We start from the raw sequence: 17,236 nt of genomic DNA, 5'->3' as shown, positions 1-17,236 counted from the left end.
ATGGCCGACGTTCTTCCCATTCTGCCAACGATCCGCGTCCAGCGTGAGGATTTCGACCTGCAGGCGGAGGTGGCGAAGCTGTCGCGAGGACGCCACGAGATCGGCGCGGTCGTCACCTTCTCTGGCCTCTGCCGGGACGAAGGTGCCAGTCTCGCGGCGCTGGAACTCGAACATTATCCTGGCATGGCCGAGGCCGAGATGGAGAGAATCGCCACCGCTGCCATTGAACGCTTCGAACTGCGCGGCCTGACGGCCATCCACCGCTTCGGCCGCATCCTCCCCGGCGAAAACATCGTGCTCGTCATTGCCGCCTCGAGCCATCGGCAGGCCGCCTTCGACGGCGCCAATTTCGTCATGGATTTCCTGAAGACGGCGGCCCCCTTCTGGAAAAAAGAACATGCTGCCGACGGCAAGGCCGGAGACTGGGTGGCGGCCCGCGATGCGGACGATGCGGCGCGGACGAGATGGACCGCAGACAGGTGACGCTCAGGGAATGACCCGCTCCCGCCGGCTGATGACCAGCAAAACAACCAGCAGTGTGAACACCATGAGATCGCGCCAGAGCAGCGGCCCGTAGGCGCTCCACAGCGTCTCCGCAAACGCCAGTGCCGCTGCGCCGCCCGCCGATTTCAGCGGATTGCCGTAGCCGCCGACCGAAGCAATCAACAGCACCTTCAATCCAAACATCATCCCGGCGCCGAAATCCATGGTGCCGTAGTAGGATGTCGACAGCAACCCGCAGACCGTGGCAATCAGGGTTGCGCTGCCATAGGCTGTGAGGAAGACCCGGCTGGTCGACAGGCCGCAAAGTTGGGCGGCGAGCGGCTCCTCATTTACGGCGCGCCAGATGCGCCCCCAGGCGGTGTAGCGCAGCACCGCCGCGCCGCCGAGGACGATCGCTGACATGAGGGCCGTGTCCAGCAGCTGGATTTCCGTCAGCGTCACCGGGAAGCTGATGTCGTTCCAGAGCACCACCGGCGCATTGAGGAACGGCGGCAGCCAGCGCGGCCGGCTGCCCATCGCCAGCGACGCGGTTTCCATCAGCACGATCAGGACACCGAAGGCGGCGACGATCACCGTGTTCGGCGATGTCTTTGCCAGTGGCTGGATGACGGAGCGACCAATGAGCAGACCCGCGCCGAGCGTGTAGACGAAGGCGAGCACTGCTCCGAATGCCAGTGCTGCGGGTAGCACGAGGATGAGCCGGTTGTAGCCGACATCGCTGAACAGCAGCAGCATCTGGCCAGCAAAGGCAAACAGCGCGCCATAGGTGATATCGGGCCGCCTGGTGACACCGAAGGCAATGGCATAGCCGAAAGCCAGGGCGGCGTAGAGTGCTGCGAGCGGCACAGCGTTCGCCAGTTGCTGCAACAGATAGGCCATGCCACCCCTCCCCACGGCTGAAATAATAACTGGCAAAATAGGTTTTACCAGTTATTATTTGCGGCATGAGCTTTTCCTGGACCCCTCATCGCTTTTCCGGTGGCGGCCTTGCGCTCGATGTCGCCAACAGCGTCATCCTGCGACACGACGCAACACGCAGCATCGACCGTTTTGCGACACCGGAACATCTCGAAGACTTTGCGCCTGCGGCAATGCAGTTCTGCGCCGAACGGGCATTGTTCGGCGATATCAAGCCACTGAAATCCTCCGAGGCGCCTGCATTCCTGCATCTGAGGGAAGCGATCGACGGCTACTTCCGGGCGGTGGTGCTGGGCACGACATCGGATGCTTTGCTGGCCGATCTGCTCGCGGCCATGGCAACATGTTTGCGCGGTGCCACCACGCCTGACAGTCTTGCCAGCGCGACCGTACATTCGACGCTGCGGCTGCTCGCGAACCCGGAACAGGACCGCATGAAGATCTGCGGCAATTGCGGCTGGCTGTTTGTCGACCGCAGCAAGAACCGTAGCCGCAGCTGGTGCGACATGGCCGTCTGCGGCAACCGGGTAAAGGCAAGCCGGCACTACAGGCGCAAGAAGCAGGAGGTGCCGTCATGAGAACCAGAGAGATATTCGCAGTCACCATGGCCCTCTTGACGCTGGGCGGTTGCCAGCGGCAGGACAGCGACGGTCCGACCGAGTTGAACGGCCGGTACTTCGTCTTCAACTACCGCGTCTCAACTGCGACCTACCTCGTCAATCTTGCGCTGAAGGCGCCGATGCCGGATGGCAGCTTTGCCATTGCCGAATTCGAAAACCCGATGGGTGGCGAGCCGCTGGTGGTGAAGGAAAAGATATTTCCGCTCTGGGACAAGATCACGCTGCAAAGCCCAGCCGTCCATTGCGTCCGCAAGGATCGGCCCTATGCCGTCAACATCCGGCTGGTGGACGGCGACGGCCGGACATTCCAGACCATCAAGACGCAGGTCATATCGGATGTCGACCAATCGGTGCTGACAGCAAGGCCGCTGGTCGTCGGGCCGGGCTATAGCGTCAATCCCGAGTTGGTAAAGCCCGACGGCAGCATCGATTTCTCGCCGGAAAAATGCGCCGCCGGCTGATCGCAGCCACGAAAAAGCCGGGACGCGAACGACCCGGCTTTGACAAGTTAGTTCAATGGCTTCGGCAAAGATGCCGAGAGCTTGATTCAGCCGACGATTTCGGTGCCGGAGAACCAGTAAGCGATTTCCTCGGCAGCGGTTTCGGGAGCGTCCGAACCGTGAACCGAGTTCTCGCCGATCGACAGGGCGTGCAGCTTGCGGATCGTGCCTTCGGCAGCGTTAGCCGGGTTGGTTGCGCCCATGACTTCGCGGTTCTTGAGGATGGCGCCTTCGCCTTCGAGAACCTGAACGACCGTCGGGCCAGATGTCATGGAGTCAACGAGTTCGCCGAAGAAAGGCCGCTCCTTGTGCACGGCGTAAAAGCCTTCGGCTTCGCGCTTGCTCATCCAGACGCGCTTGGAAGCAACGACCTTGAGGCCGGCATCTTCGAGAATCTTGGTGATCGCGCCGGTCAGGTTGCGCTTGGTTGCATCAGGCTTGATCATCGAAAAGGTGCGTTCAGTGGCCATGGTTCAAATCCTTCGTTTTGCGGCAAAAGTTGGCGGTCTTTACCCGCCTGCCCGCCTGAAAACAAGGGGGATGCGGCAATTTCACGGGACCGTCACAGTCGCCTGGCTGCAACCGCCCGTTAACCCCGCCAGCCGATACTATCGAAAAACGGCGCCATACCGGGCTACCTTAAAGCCGTTTTAACCCGGCAGGCCGCAAATCGAGAGCGATTACCCAAACGGCCAGGCGCAGGACGACCTCAAGCAGGACAGAGCGATGAAACACCCAACGCCAGGCGCTGCTGCGACTTCGGCCAATTCGATGCTCGGTCCGGTCGACCTCCAGAAGGTTGGCCACGCCATGGCCAAGTTCAAGGTCCGCGGGTTGCCGCGCAACTACCAGCTTTTCCATGAGGCACTGTTCGGCGCCGACCGCAGCCTATCGAACGAGATCGCTCTTCTCGGCAGCCACCCTTCGCAGGCCATGCTCGACGAGATCGGCCTCAGGTACCGCCTTGTCAGCCATTGCGGACTGGTCGCCGAGAATACCCAGTCAGAGACAGCACGGATGCTGCGCGACGTCGCCGGGCAACTGGCCGAGGGCCTGAGGCACAAGCAGAGTTTCGTTCAAGCCGTCGAAACGATCACACAGTCTGTCAACGAAGACCCGATGCAGAGCCTTGCTGCATTTTCCGCCGAGATGGATTTCCTCAACGCCTCGCTGACCAACCTGATGATCTACGAGACCGGGCTGACGGAAAAGTTGACTGACCAGATGGACAGGATCGCCACGCTGGAAAAGGGCAACGCGGCAATCCGCACCGCCGTTGCCACCGACCGCATCACCGGGCTGCCCAACCAGATTGCCCTCATCAACCGGCTGATAGAGTTGTACGACGAAGACAGCGCCCAGGGGATTGCGCTGATCATGGTAGACATCGACGATTTCGGGGCATTCAACGGCAAGTTCGGACCGCAGGCCGCCAATCACCTGCTGAAGAAGCTGGGCGGGCTTTTCCGCAAGAGCATCAAGAAGAACGATCTCGTCGTTCGCATGACAGGCGACGACTTCTGCTTCCTGGTGACAGACGTGAATACCGAGGGCGCTCGGGCAATCGCTGCAAGGCTTCGGACATCAGTCGAGGAAACGCTGGTCTATGCAACCTCTGACAAAAGCGATCCGGGCCGGCTCAGTATCTCTGCCGGCATTGCGCTCAGCACCGACGCTCCATCGGCAGCCCAACTCATGGCCCACGCCGAGGCGGCACTTGCCAGCGCGCAAGCCAACCGCCGCCATCCGATACAGCTGTTCAGCCACGACGCGCGCCCTTAAACCTTCGGCGGACTGTTTGCCGTCGCGCGAACCGTATTGCAGCGCACACTCTTGCCTTCAAGGGCAAGTTCGGTCAAAACCGCCCCATGATCACGCTCAACAACATTTCCGCCCGCATCGCAGGGCGCCTTCTCATCGACCAGGCAAGCATCGCGCTGCCGGCCGGCATAAAGGCCGGCTTCGTCGGCAAGAACGGTGCAGGCAAGTCGACGCTCTTCAAGATCATTACCGGTGACATGGAAAGCGAGACGGGCAACGTCTCCATTCCGAAGAATGCCCGCATCGGCCAGGTCGCGCAGGAAGCGCCGGGTACGGAAGAGCCCCTGCTGGAAATCGTGCTGAAGGCGGACAAGGAGCGCGAGGCGCTGCTGGCCGAAGCCGAGACCGCGACCGATCCTAATCGCATCGGCGAAATCCACATGCGGCTGGCCGACATCGGCGCCCATTCGGCGGAATCGCGGGCAGCGAGCATCCTTGCAGGTCTCGGCTTCGATGCCGAGGCGCAGCTGCGTCCGGCCTCGAGCTTTTCCGGCGGCTGGCGGATGCGCGTGGCGCTTGCCGCCGTGCTGTTTTCCGAGCCAGACCTGCTGCTGCTGGACGAGCCGACCAACTATCTCGACCTTGAAGGCACGCTGTGGCTGGAAGACTATATCAGCCGCTATCCGCACACCGTGATCATCATCAGCCATGACCGCGACCTGCTCAACACCGCAGTCAACGCCATCGTCCATCTCGACCAGCAGAAGCTGACCTTCTATCGCGGCTCCTACGACCAGTTCGAGCGCCAGCGCGCTGAAGCCAACGAGTTGCAGACGAAGGCCAAGGTCAAGAACGATGCGGCGCGCAAGCATCTGCAGTCCTTCATCGACCGCTTCAAAGCCAAGGCCTCCAAGGCCCGCCAGGCGCAGAGCCGCGTCAAGGCGCTGGAGCGCATGGGCACCGTCTCGTCGGTCATCGAGGACAATGTCCAGGGCTTCAAGTTCCCCGATCCCGAGAAGGAAGCCGCCTCCCCGATCATCGCCATCGAGAGCGGCTCCGTAGGCTATGCGCCGGGCAAGCCGATCCTGCAGCACCTGACCCTGCGCATCGACACCGACGACCGCATCGCGCTGCTCGGCTCGAACGGCAACGGCAAGTCAACATTTGCCAAATTCATCTCCGGCCGTCTTCCTGGCTCACCGGGTTCGGTCAAGACCGCATCCGGCCTGAAGATCGGCTTCTTTGCCCAGCATCAGCTGGACGACCTCATTCCCGAGCAGACGGCCGTCGAGCACGTGCGTCGCCGCATGCCAGGCGCCACCGAAGGCAAGGTGCGGGCGCGCGTTGCCCAGATGGGGCTTGCGACCGCCAAGATGGAAACCGCAGCGAAGGATCTGTCGGGTGGCGAAAAGGCACGCCTGCTGATGGGGCTTGCCGCCTTCGACGCGCCGAACCTGCTGATCCTCGACGAACCGACCAACCATCTCGATATCGACAGCCGCAACGCGCTGATCCAGGCGCTGAACGAATATTCCGGCGCCGTCATCCTGATCTCGCATGACCGCCATCTGATCGAAGCCACCGCCGACAGGCTGTGGCTCGTCAAGGACGGCACCGTCATGAACTATGACGGCGACCTCGAGGATTACCGCAACACCATCGTTGCTGCATCGCGCGGCGGCAAGGGCGGCAAGAAGAGCCCGGAAGACAAGGCCAACAAGGCCGAGCAGCGCAAGGCCAACGCCGACAAGCGCGCCGCCAACGCACCGCTGAAGAAAAAGATCAACGATGTCGAGGCTTTGACGCAGAAACTGCAGAAGCAGATTCAGGCTCTCGACCGCGAACTGGAAGACCAGGAGATCTACGACAAGTTTCCTGACAAGGCCGCAGCCAAGGTCAAGGAACGCGCCGACCTGATGGCCAAGATCGCCAAGAGCGAAGAGCAGTGGATGTTGCTCTCGGACGAATACGAGGCAGCGATGGCGGGGTGACCGCCAGCGTCGCATTTCCTCCAGGCAAGCAGGCGCAACCTTCATTTAGCCTGTTTGCTTTCCCGCCTCCGTCCCCTGTCTAAAGGACGGATTGCTCGGCTCACGGTCGCGCGATCAACCCAACGTTGATGCCGATCGGCAACAGTCGCCAACATGCGCGCCGGGACCACGACGGCATCTGCGGGCGAACCGCCTTCGTCAACACCTCGTTAACCATAATCAGAAAATATCGTCTCAATATTCCTCCCTTGATTGAGCGATTCCCATGTTCTCACGTCCCGTTGTCGCCGGCCTTCTGGCCAGCCTGATGCTCGCCGGCTGCGCGACAAAACCGACGACAGAGATGTCGCTGAAAACCTCCTACGCGCCGGGCGCTACTGTCACTGCACCGCTCAAGGCCCACGATCCCATTGCCATGGAGCCGACCGCCTGGGGAGGCTACTGGCACCATCTTGCCGGTCGGACACTGACGGTCTCGTCCCTGCACGACCTCAAGCTTGCCGACAAGGAAGTAATCCTCACCTTCGACGATGGCCCGATGCCGGGAAAGACCGAGAAAATCCTTGCGACACTCGACCAGTTCGGCGTCAAGGGTGCCTTCATGATGGTCGGAGAAATGGCCGCCGCCCATCCAGCGATTGCCCGCAAGGTTCTCGACGACGGCAATGCCATCGGCAGCCATACCTACCGCCATCCGGATCTCGCCAGGATGAGCTTCGACATGGCCATAGCCGAGGTCGTCAAAGGCGAGAATGCCGTCTCGAAGGCCATCGGTACCGATGTCAACTTCTTCCGCTTCCCCTATCTCGCCGACACGAAAAGCCTGCGCTCGGCGATTGCCCAGCGCGACATGATCGTCATGGATGTCGATATCGACAGCAAGGATTATTTCACCGTCAAGCCGGCTATCGTCCTCGAGCGTACCATGGAGGAGCTGCATCGGCGCGGTCGCGGCATCATCCTGATGCACGATATCCACCAACGTACTGCGATCATGCTGCCGGGCCTGCTCAACAGACTTGAGAAGGAGGGCTACAAGGTGGTCACGCTTCGCTACGGGCGTGACGCGGCACCGGGCAACGTCATTGCCATGGCCGATCTGAAAATGAGCCGTTAAGCCGCCACTCGCACCAAGCCCGGCCTTGCTCGCGGCCCGCATTCTGATACAAACACCTCAAAAATAATCATACTTTTGAGTGAAACACCGGAACGCGAGCAAGCCCATGTCTTCCAATCCCTCCGCCCCCATCCAGCTCGGCATCGTCGGCGTCGGCAAGATCGTCCGCGACCAGCATCTGCCGTCGATCGCGGCCAATGCGGACTACAACCTGATCGCCACAGCCAGCCGCAACGGCACTGTCGACGGCATCCAGAGTTTCACGACCATCGACGAGATGATTGCCACTGTTCCTGCGATGAACGCCGTGTCGCTGTGCATGCCGCCGCAATACCGCTATGAGGCCGCCTACAAGGCGCTGACGGCGGGCAAGCACGTGTTTCTCGAGAAGCCACCGGGCGCGACACTGAGCGAAGTCCACGACCTCGAAGCGCTGGCGAAGGCCAAGGGCGTGTCGTTGTTTGCAAGCTGGCATTCGCGCTACGCACCGGGCGTCGAGGCCGCAAAGGACTTTCTTGCCGCGACGACGATCAAGAGCATGCATGTCATCTGGAAGGAAGACGTGCGCCACTGGCATCCGAACCAGGACTGGATCTGGCAGGCCGGCGGCCTCGGCGTGTTCGATCCCGGCATCAACGCCCTGTCGATCGTCACCCACATCCTGCCTCGCGCCATCTTCCTCACCGGCGCAACCCTGGAGTTCCCGGAAAACCGCGATGCACCCATCGCTGCCGACCTGCACTTCAAGGATGCCACCGGAGTGCCCGTGCACGCTGAATTCGACTGGCGCCAGACTGGCAAGCAGAGCTGGGATATCATCGTCGAGACGGAGGCCGGCACGATGCGGCTGGCCGATGGCGGCGCCAAGCTTTTCGTCGACGAAGAACTGAAGCTCGCCGAACCGGAGGCGGAATACCCGTCGCTGTACCGCCGCTTCGCCGAAATCGTCAAGGCCGGCACATCGGACGTCGATCTCGCCCCCCTCCGCCACGTCGCCGACGCCTTCATGCTCGGCAAGCGCAAGTTCGTGGAAGCGTTCCACGATTGATCTGCGGGTTCCAGATGCGTGCGAAGGCGCTTGAATAAGAGGTAGTGTTCGCATTAATTCCGGGGTCGAAAATGCAGCGGAATGAAGAATCAGCCTACGGTCTTGGCGTCAAACATAAGCTCGTCGTGCTCGCGGAGCCCGACGACCGATGGCCTAAGGCCTACGCCGAGGAAGCCGAATGCATCCGGCTTGTACTGGGTGCACTTGCGATCGATATCCAGCACTTCGGAAGCACTTCGATACCGGGCATCAGGGCGAAGCCCGTTATCGATATCATCGTCGGCATCCGTCGTTTCGAAGACGGTAGTGACTGTATCAAGCCGATGCAATCCATTGGCTACGATTATGCCGGCGCAGATATCGTTCCGGATGACCATATTTTCGGACGTGGTATCAAGCAGCAGACGCGCACCCATCTCGTGCATATTGTAGAACATCAAGGTTTTCATTGGAGGCGAAACCTGCTGTTTCGCGACAAACTCCGCACGAATGCCGCCCTGGCGTCTGAGTATGAAGATCTTAAGATTTCTCTTGCAGCCAAATTTTCCGGGGACCGCGCCGCCTATACGGACGCGAAGAAAGCTTTCATCGACAAGGTAGTCGGGAACGGGTGACCCCTCGCCTCGACTACCTAAATCTTCAGGTCAGGCCTTCTTTTCCCAGCGACCTTCCTGGGTCTGCTGCCAGTAGGTGAGCTTGTGGCCCTCGGCTTTCAGCTTTTTCCACTGGGCCCGGGCACCTTCCAGTTGTGACTGATCGTAGCCGTCAAACATGAAGACGACGCGGTCGTAGACGTCGATCTCTTCAGCTTCGGCACCGTCGACGAAGAAGCGGACCTTGGCATCGTTGACATTTTCCGGCGACAGCGTCAGCAGCACCGGCTGGTGTTCTGGCGCCTCGCCGGCATCGGTGCCATGAGGAAGGAAACTGTCCTCGCGGAATGTCCACAAATGGCTGTCGAGCAGGTCGCGCCGAGCCGGGTCGCGACCTTGCACCGCCACCCGCCAGCCACGCTCGACGCTTTTGTCGAGCAATGGCGGCAGGGCGTCCTCGAGCTTTGATTCCGTCAGATGATAGAACAGCACCTCGGTCATCGGGCGATCTCGTTTTTACCGATCACTGCTCGTAGTGCCGGCGCACGAGTTCGTCGAGCAGGCGGACGCCAAAGCCTGAACCCCAGGACTGGTTGATCTCGTCGAGCGGCGAGCCGAGGGCCGTTGCTGCAATGTCGAGATGGGCCCATGGAGTGTCCTTCACGAAGCGCTTGATGAATTGTGCGGCGGTGATCGATCCGGCCTGGCGGCCGCCGCTGTTTTTCATGTCGGCGAACTTGCTGTCGATCAGCTTGTCGTAGTCCTTGCCGAGCGGCATCCGCCAAAGGCGCTCATTGGTGGCAAGACCGGCGGCCGTCAGGCGTTCGGCAAGCGTGTTGTCGTTGGAAAACAAGCCTGCATGCTGGCTGCCGAGGGCAACGACGATGGCGCCGGTGAGCGTCGCCAGATTGACCATGAATTGCGGCTTGAACCGGTCGTTTGTGTACCAGATGGCATCGCCGAGAACGAGACGGCCTTCGGCATCTGTATTGATGATCTCGATCGTCTGGCCGGACATGGACGTGACGATGTCGCCGGGGCGCTGGGCGTTGCCGTCGGGCATGTTCTCAACGAGGCCGAGGACGCCGACGACATTGGCCTTGGCGCCGCGTGCCGCCAGCGTGTGCATCAGGCCGATAACGGCAGCGGCGCCGCCCATGTCGCCCTTCATGTCCTCCATCCCGGCCGATGGCTTGATGGAAATGCCGCCGGTATCGAAGACGACGCCCTTGCCGATGAAGGCGATCGGTGCCTCGCCGGGCTTGCCGCCGTTCCACTGCATGATTGCCAGACGCGGCGGGCGGACGGACCCCTGGGCTACGCCCAGCAGCGCGCCCATGCCAAGCGTCCGCATGTCGCGCTCGGTGAGAATCTCGACGGTCACGCCGAGCTTTTCCAACTCCTTGGCCTTGGCGGCGAATTCGACGGGACCGAGGACGTTTGGCGGCTCGTTGACCAGGTCTCGGGCGAGGTTGACGCCGGCCGCAATCGCTTCCGAATCGCCGAACAGGACATCGGCTTGCGCAGCCTTGGCAGTGACGATGGTCACCTTGATTGCCTTGCTGGTCTTCTCGTCGTCTTCGCCCTTGCGGGTCTTGTAGGTATCGAAGCTGTAGGCGCGCATCAGCATGCCCAGCGCGAAATCGGCAGCATTCTGCGGGGTGACGTCGGCACCCGGGCTGTCGACGAAAACCGTCACGGTCTCGACCTTCTTCATGCGCGCTGCAGCGACGCCGCCGAGCTTCAACCAGTCATGCGGCGTGGTATCGGCCGGCTTGCCCGTCCCTATCACCAGGATCCTCTCGACGGAGGACCCTTCCGGCGCGACGATATCGAGGGTCTTCAGAGACTTTGCAGAATAGCCGGCGATGCGGGTTGCCTTGGCAACGGTGTTAGCAGGATCGACGTGCTCCGCGCCGGCCGGTCGCTCGCTGCCGATACCTTGGAGGAGGACAGCCAGTCCCGTCGTCGGCCGTGCCGAGGGTGCAAAGGAGATTTCGAATTTCACAGACATGTCAGCTCCACGATGTGCCCGATGCCGGGTCTTTGATGTGGGATCATTTAGGGTTTCCCCATTGAATACAAGCTTAAGGGCCACAAAGCCTGCATTAGTTCGCAGCAAACTGCGCGTACCCGTCGTAGCAAGCCCCACACCCATACACTTTATATCCATGGGAAATCTGGAGCGCGAAGGGGGTGGTTGCCGGGTCTGCAAAGCGGCTGTCGTCCACCTCCGATCACAAACGACACACCATGGAAATATTTCGAGAAATTAACGAAATTTTCGCGTGCCGCTTGTCGCAAAAAAATAACAAACAGCGTAGAGGAATTGGAACTGCGAGGCCTGAGGGCTTTCGGAGACGCGTCGCATCAAGGGCCGGCATGAAACTACTTGAATCCTATATTACCCGGCGTGTCGGTTTGATGTTTCTGGTGGCGCTGCTGCCGGTGCTTGCCATCATCTGGACGACTCAGGTGTTGCAGCGCATCAATCTGGTGACGGACAGCGGCCAGTCGATGGGGTCGTTTGCGACGCTTGCCACCCTCATCCTGCCAACGATCATTCCCGTCGTGCTGCCTTTCGCCCTGGTGATCGGCATCACGCAGACGCTAACTGCCATGAACACCGATTCGGAATTGACGGTGATGGAGGCTGCGGGTGCCAACCGGATGGTGATCATCCGCCCGATCATGCTTCTGGCCGTCGCCGTCAGTATTTTCTCCTTTGCCGTCGACAATATGGTTGAGCCAAAGGCGCGTGTCGCGGCGCGCGACATGGTCGCTGCCGCCTATGCCGACCTTCTGTCCACGGTCATCGAGGAAAAGAACTTCCGCCGAATCGAAGACGGCCTCTATGTCGAGATCTCCCAGCGGATGTCGGGGCGTATCCTCAAGGGCCTGTTCGTCGCCGATTCCCGCGATCCGGCCTTCGACCTTATCTATTACGCCAAGGAAGGCGCCGTCGATCCGAGCGGCAAGTCGCTGCTGATGCATGACGGCGAAGTGCACCGCAAAACCGTCGACGGCAACGTCTCGGTCATCAAGTTCGACAGCTATTCATTCGACCTCTCGGATCTTAGCCAGAGCCGTGGCCAGGCCAATCTTCGCTCCGGCGACAGAAGCCTGCCATTCCTTCTGCATCCCGATCCGAACGATGCCGACTACAAGGCGAAACCGACAGGCTACCGTGCCGAGCTTCACCGTCGCCTGACGGACTGGATGCTGCCGGCGATCTTCGCGCTGATCTCCCTCGTCATTGCCGGCGACGCCCGGTCCCATCGTGAGGCACGCCTGCATCCGATGGTGTCGGCGCTTACCATCTCATTCGGCCTGCGCTGGGCGGATTTCTATGCCGCCAACCAGATCGAAGCCGCGCCCTATTTCATCGGCGTTCTCTATGCAATCAACATCGGTTCGATCCTGATCTGCATCTTCCTGCTGTCACGCACGAAGAAGCGGACCATGCCAACGACCTTGCGCAATCGCATCAGCGGATGGTGGCTGCGGGCGCAGGCGAAAATGCCGGCATCCGGTGGGAAATCGAGCGGAGGCAACGCATGATTTTCGGCACCCTGAACCGCTATTTCTTCCTCCGCTATGCCATCACCACCGGCTGGTTCTTCGTCGGCGTGACGGCCATCGTCTTCCTCGCCGATTTCAGCGAAAATGCCGGCAGGCTCTCCGGCCTTCCCGGCTATACCGTCGCCATCGGGCTGCTGATGACCGCCGTCCGCCTGCCGCTCATCCTGCAGCAAACGATGCCGTTTCTCGTGCTGTTCGTCGGCATGACGACGCTGATCGCGCTCAATCGTCGCTACGAACTGGTGATTGCCCGCGCCGCCGGCATTTCCGTCTGGCAATTCATGGCGCCGTTCATTTTCGGCGCGTTTATCGTCGGGCTGCTGACAATGCTGGTGCTTAACCCGATCGCGGCAGCCGGCCAGCGGCAGGCGGATGCGCTCGAGGCGGACCTGCGCGGCGACCCGTCCTATCACAACCGGCTCTCCGTGCCGTGGCTGCGCCAGATCGCCCGCGACGATGATGTCATCATTGGCGCGAAAACCGTTGTCGACAACGGCATGACGCTGATGAACGCGGTTTTCATCCACTTCAATCCACAGGGCGACGTGGTGCTTCGGCAGGACGCAAACTCTGCTAAGTTGGAAGATGGTTACTGGCTTCTTACCGGCGTTGTGGAGCGTGCTCCGGGGGAGATCCCTGCGCACAAGGCTACGGTGCGCGTCCGTACGAATTTGAAACAGGATTTCGTGTCCCAACGGCTGGCACAGCCTGAAACCATTGCTTTTTATGATCTTTCTAATCGAATTGAGATCGCACGAAGCTTTGGTATATCTACCAAGGCGTTGGAGACGCAGTTTAACTCCCTGCTTTCACAACCCTTCCTCATGGTGGCAATGACTCTCATTGCCGCAACCGTGTCTCTAAAATTCAGCCGTTTCAACCAGTCACGTTCCGTGATTCTGGGTGGAATACTCGCAGGCTTCGTGCTTTATGTCGTCAACGTGCTTGTAAAGGCATTCGGAAGTAGTGGCGTTGTGCCTCCCTTCTTGGCGACATGGATACCCGTGGTCGTCGCCTTGGCTTTGGGCGCAACGATCCTGCTTCATCAGGAGGATGGCTAGTGGCGGTCACTAACCGCAAACAGATCAGAAAGCTCTCGGCTGTCGTATTGGCAGCACTGAGTGCCTACGTCGCGACGTCGCCTGCCGTATTCGGCCAGGACGGCTCGCCAATGAAAACCGCGAAGGTCAATGTACCGGCTGATTCGAAGCTGGTGCTGTCCTCGAACGAGCTGATCTATAACAAGGACACACAGGTCGTCACCGCTAACGGCGCGGTGCAGATCAACTATGGCGGCTACAAGATGGTCGCCCAGCAGGTCGTCTACAATCAGAAGACCGGCCGGATGATGGCGCTCGGCAATGTCGAGCTCATCACGCCCGACGGCAATCGCATGTATGGCGACAAGATGGACGTCACCGACAGTTTCTCGGATGGCTTCGTCGATTCGCTGCGCATCGAAATGCCGGACAACACCCGCCTTGCCTCCGAAAAGGCCGAGCGGGTTGGCGGTACGCAGATGATCCTGACCAAGGGCATCTACACGGCCTGCCTCGCCTGCACCAAGCTCGGCAAGGCACCGCTGTGGCAGGTGAAGGCGCAGCGCGTCGTCCAGAACGGCGTGACGCATACGGTTCGCCTGGAGCACGCCCGGTTCGAACTGTTCGGCCTGCCGATTGCCTACATTCCGTGGATCGAAGTTCCGGACAACACGGTCAAGCGCAAGTCCGGCTTTCTGTTCCCGACCTTCAGCGTCTCGCAAAACCTTGGTTTTGGCGCCAAGGTTCCCTATTACTACGTCATCTCGCCAAGCATGGACGCAACCGTCAGCGCGACGGGTTACACCACGCAGGGATTCCTGCTCGAAGGCGAATTCCGCCAGCGGCTTGAAAACGGCACCTATACGATCCGGGCTGCCGGTATCGACCAGAACAAGCCCGATGCCTTCACTGCAGGCACAAGCGACGCGGAATCAAAGACCCGTGCGTTGATCGCCTCCAAGGGCGATTTCCAGATCAATCCACGCTGGACGTTCGGCTGGGATGTGATGGCGCAGACGGACAACAACTTTGCCCGTACCTACGGCATCGAGGGTCTCAACCAGAGCACCCACACCAACGAGGTCTATTTGACGGGTCTCGGCAAGCGCAATTATTTCGATATGCGCGGCTTCTATTACGACGTGCAGGACGCCACCGAAAACAGCGACAGCGAGAAGCAGCAGGCGATCGCTGCCCCGGTGATCGACTACCACTATGTCGATCCCAAGCCCGTTTACGGCGGCGAACTTTCGGCGACGATGAACTTCACCAACATCTCGCGCCAGGAAGTGGCTGCGCGCGACCTCAGCGACCTGACGACCAAGGATCGGTTTGAAGGACTGAAGGGCGACACCAGCCGCCTGACGACCGAATTGCAGTGGCAGCGGACTTTCGCGACGCAGGGTGGTCTCCTCCTCACCCCGTTGATGGCAGCACGTGGCGATGCCTACGGCCTCGGCATGGACTCGCCGAATTCGATCGGCACCAACTACAGCTATTCCGGCAACTACGACGACAGCAGCACGGCCGCACAGGGCATGCTGACGGCCGGGATCGAAGCGAAATACCCGATCATGGTCTCAACGGCGAACAGCACACACGTGTTCGAGCCGATTGCACAGCTTTACGTTCGTCCGAACGAGACGCTGGCAGGCAGGCTGCCGAACGAAGATGCGCAGAGCTTCGTCTTCGACGCCAGCAACCTCTTCAATCGCGACAAGTTCTCGGGCTTCGACCGTATCGAAGGCGGCACGCGCGCCAATGTCGGTATCCGCTACACCGGCAGCTTCGACAGCGGCTACAAGCTGACGAGCATTGTCGGCCAGTCCTACCAGCTGGCTGGACAGAACTCTTTCGATACGGCGGACCTTGTAAACGCCGGTGCCGAGTCTGGCCTCGAAGACAGTGTTTCCGACTATGTCGCCATGGCGTCTCTATCGACACCGCAGGGCTTGTCGCTGACGGGCTCCTACCGCCTCGATCACAAGGATATGTCGTTCAAGCGTGGTGACTCGACGCTCGGATATGCGAATGCCGACTTCCAGACCTCGGTTACCTACACGCATATCAAGGCGCAGCCCGAATACGGCTTCACCTCCGACAACGACGAAATCCAGACACGCGCCCAGATCAACTTCAAGGACTACTGGGCGATCTTCGGGACGGTCAGCTACGACCTGAACAACAACGATGTGACGCGTCGTGGCGTCGGACTTTCCTACAGCGACGAATGCACAATCTTCAGCATCTCCTACCTGTCGAAAAGCGACAGCGTAGACCAGACCGCCAGCGACTGGTCCATCGGTGCCAAGATCACCTTCCGTACCCTTGGCGACATCAATGTCGGCAGCGCGTCGGACACCACCTTCTAGCATCAAGCGCACGGTGACCGGATTTCCATCCGGTCACCGTTATATCGCTGCCCAAAGATCCCATTCCGTGCAAAATCCGTGTCATTGTTTCGCCGCAAGGATTGTGCAATTCCATAGCCTTGCTGTAGATGGTCGGCAGGAAACGTTGGCCCGTCCGGATACGTCCGGGACAGGAGCGGCCAACCGCTGGGACCTTTGAGAGGGATAGTCGATGTTTGCTGGACAGAACCCGGTACGCGCCATTTTAACCGGCGCTGTCGCCTTGGCCATTGCCACATCACTGCCGATCTCGGGCCAGGCTGCGCCACAACAGCGGGGCGCTCCTCCGGCCGTCGCATCGGGCACCAGCGAGGTCAAGGTCCTCGTCAACAATGAAGTCATCACCAGCGGCGACATCGCCAAGCGTATCAACTTCATGCGCCTGCAGCACCAGACGGGCGACTTGCCCAAGCTCGCCAAGGAGCAGCTGGTCACGGAACTGCTGAAGCGCCAGGAAATCCAGCGCGTTCGCATGTCGGTGTCGACAACGGATGTCGATGCTTCCTATGCCCGCTTTGCCGCAAGCAACAAGATGAAGACGGAGCAGCTGAACGAGGTCCTCACAAAGACCGGCGTCACGCCCGCACACTTCAAAGCTTATATCGCCATCCAGATGAGCTGGCCACGCGTTCTGAATGCGCGCTTCGGCGCCAGCGGCAAGCTGTCGCCCGACGAGCTCATCACCCGCATGACGCAGAACAAGAACAACACGTCGACCACGGAATATTTCCTCAAGCAGGTGATCTTCGTGGTCCCCGCCGCCAAGAAGGGAACGCTGGAAGCCAAGCGCAAGGCCGAAGCAGATGCCTCGCGCGCCAAATTCCCGGGATGCGAGCAGGCCAAGGTGTTTGCCGCCACGATGCATGACGTCTCGGTGCGCGACCTCGGCCGCGTTCTTGCGCCGGAACTGCCAACCCAGTGGAAGCCGCTGGTCGAGGGCGCGACCGGCAACACAACGTCTTCCATCGTCACGGACCGTGGCGTCGAGTATCTGGCCATTTGCTCCAAGCGTCAGGTCAGCGACGATGTCGCCGCCGCTGCCGTCTTCCGCCAGGAAGATCTTGGCAAGAACGCCCAGGGCGAGGCCACCGGCAACGAGAAGAAATACGTGGATGAACTGCGCTCCAAGGCGCAGATCATCTACCGCTGAT

General features: G+C 60.4%; 16 protein-coding genes. 12 read left to right on the top strand and 4 right to left on the bottom strand.

Translation table 11 applies throughout. The annotated features are described in order from the left end of the window. Nucleotides 1-483, top strand: coding sequence for a molybdenum cofactor biosynthesis protein MoaE (locus PR018_RS04195; protein WP_142829651.1), 483 nt, complete (start codon nucleotides 1-3; stop codon nucleotides 481-483). A 3-nt stretch (nucleotides 484-486) separates the two neighbouring features. On the opposite strand, the gene PR018_RS04190 is transcribed toward PR018_RS04195, so the two are convergent. Further along, nucleotides 487-1,383 carry a branched-chain amino acid ABC transporter permease gene (locus PR018_RS04190; RefSeq protein ID WP_142829653.1) on the bottom strand — a complete coding sequence of 299 codons (897 nt, stop codon included), beginning with the start codon at nucleotides 1,381-1,383 and terminating at the stop codon, nucleotides 487-489. A 65-nt stretch (nucleotides 1,384-1,448) separates the two neighbouring features. On the opposite strand from PR018_RS04190, the gene PR018_RS04185 reads away from it, so the two are divergent. Next, a complete protein-coding gene (locus tag PR018_RS04185) occupies nucleotides 1,449-2,000 on the top strand; it encodes a CGNR zinc finger domain-containing protein (RefSeq protein WP_142829655.1) in 552 nt (183 codons plus the stop codon). Continuing rightward, nucleotides 1,997-2,503, top strand: coding sequence for a hypothetical protein (locus PR018_RS04180; protein ID WP_142829657.1), 507 nt, complete (start codon nucleotides 1,997-1,999; stop codon nucleotides 2,501-2,503). Before PR018_RS04185 ends, PR018_RS04180 begins: the two co-directional genes overlap by 4 nt. A gap of 86 nt (nucleotides 2,504-2,589) precedes the next feature. On the opposite strand, the gene ndk is transcribed toward PR018_RS04180, so the two are convergent. Next, the gene (gene ndk / locus PR018_RS04175; protein ID WP_142829659.1) at nucleotides 2,590-3,012 is read right to left on the bottom strand and encodes a nucleoside-diphosphate kinase; all 423 of its coding nucleotides are present in this window, start codon (nucleotides 3,010-3,012) and stop codon (nucleotides 2,590-2,592) included. A 256-nt stretch (nucleotides 3,013-3,268) separates the two neighbouring features. Between ndk and PR018_RS04170 the strand changes: the two genes are divergently transcribed. The 5 genes from PR018_RS04170 (at nucleotide 3,269) to PR018_RS04150 (ending at nucleotide 9,073) form a co-directional block, all read left to right on the top strand. After that, entirely contained in the window at nucleotides 3,269-4,324 is a 1,056-nt protein-coding gene (locus tag PR018_RS04170) for a GGDEF domain-containing protein (RefSeq protein ID WP_224128267.1), read from the top strand. A gap of 86 nt (nucleotides 4,325-4,410) precedes the next feature. Beyond that, nucleotides 4,411-6,294 (top strand): ABC-F family ATP-binding cassette domain-containing protein, encoded by a 1,884-nt coding sequence (locus PR018_RS04165; protein WP_142829661.1) that lies wholly within the window; start codon nucleotides 4,411-4,413, stop codon nucleotides 6,292-6,294. 265 nt (nucleotides 6,295-6,559) lie between these two features. Beyond that, nucleotides 6,560-7,411 carry a polysaccharide deacetylase family protein gene (locus tag PR018_RS04160; protein ID WP_142829663.1) on the top strand — a complete coding sequence of 284 codons (852 nt, stop codon included), beginning with the start codon at nucleotides 6,560-6,562 and terminating at the stop codon, nucleotides 7,409-7,411. A 106-nt stretch (nucleotides 7,412-7,517) separates the two neighbouring features. Further along, a complete protein-coding gene (locus tag PR018_RS04155) occupies nucleotides 7,518-8,459 on the top strand; it encodes a Gfo/Idh/MocA family protein (protein ID WP_142829665.1) in 942 nt (313 codons plus the stop codon). Nucleotides 8,460-8,530: 71 nt separating this feature from the next. Beyond that, nucleotides 8,531-9,073, top strand: coding sequence for a GrpB family protein (locus PR018_RS04150; protein WP_142829667.1), 543 nt, complete (start codon nucleotides 8,531-8,533; stop codon nucleotides 9,071-9,073). 30 nt (nucleotides 9,074-9,103) lie between these two features. Here the strand turns inward: PR018_RS04150 and PR018_RS04145 are convergent, their stop codons facing one another. Together PR018_RS04145 and PR018_RS04140 are read right to left on the bottom strand one after the other, a co-directional pair. Beyond that, nucleotides 9,104-9,553 (bottom strand): DNA polymerase III subunit chi, encoded by a 450-nt coding sequence (locus PR018_RS04145; protein WP_142829669.1) that lies wholly within the window; start codon nucleotides 9,551-9,553, stop codon nucleotides 9,104-9,106. A gap of 22 nt (nucleotides 9,554-9,575) precedes the next feature. Continuing rightward, the gene (locus PR018_RS04140; protein ID WP_142829670.1) at nucleotides 9,576-11,066 is read right to left on the bottom strand and encodes a leucyl aminopeptidase; all 1,491 of its coding nucleotides are present in this window, start codon (nucleotides 11,064-11,066) and stop codon (nucleotides 9,576-9,578) included. Between the two features lie 368 nt (nucleotides 11,067-11,434). Here PR018_RS04140 and PR018_RS04135 point away from each other — a divergent pair, with 368 nt between their 5' ends. From PR018_RS04135 to PR018_RS04120, 4 genes are all read left to right on the top strand, one after another. Beyond that, nucleotides 11,435-12,613 carry an LptF/LptG family permease gene (locus tag PR018_RS04135; RefSeq protein WP_142829672.1) on the top strand — a complete coding sequence of 393 codons (1,179 nt, stop codon included), beginning with the start codon at nucleotides 11,435-11,437 and terminating at the stop codon, nucleotides 12,611-12,613. Further along, nucleotides 12,610-13,695, top strand: a complete 1,086-nt coding sequence (lptG, locus tag PR018_RS04130) for an LPS export ABC transporter permease LptG (RefSeq protein ID WP_142829674.1) — start codon at nucleotides 12,610-12,612, stop codon at nucleotides 13,693-13,695. Before PR018_RS04135 ends, lptG begins: the two co-directional genes overlap by 4 nt. Further along, nucleotides 13,695-16,046 (top strand): LPS-assembly protein LptD, encoded by a 2,352-nt coding sequence (locus PR018_RS04125; protein WP_202617155.1) that lies wholly within the window; start codon nucleotides 13,695-13,697, stop codon nucleotides 16,044-16,046. Before lptG ends, PR018_RS04125 begins: the two co-directional genes overlap by 1 nt. A gap of 211 nt (nucleotides 16,047-16,257) precedes the next feature. After that, nucleotides 16,258-17,235 (top strand): SurA N-terminal domain-containing protein, encoded by a 978-nt coding sequence (locus PR018_RS04120; protein WP_142829678.1) that lies wholly within the window; start codon nucleotides 16,258-16,260, stop codon nucleotides 17,233-17,235. Nucleotide 17,236 lies beyond the last annotated feature (1 nt).

Origin of the sequence: Rhizobium rhododendri (assembly GCF_007000325.2) — a bacterium.
Classification (GTDB): domain Bacteria; phylum Pseudomonadota; class Alphaproteobacteria; order Rhizobiales; family Rhizobiaceae; genus Rhizobium; species Rhizobium rhododendri.
The sequence above is the reverse complement of the archived record's forward strand: the minus strand, read 5'-3'. Positions and strand labels throughout refer to the sequence as shown.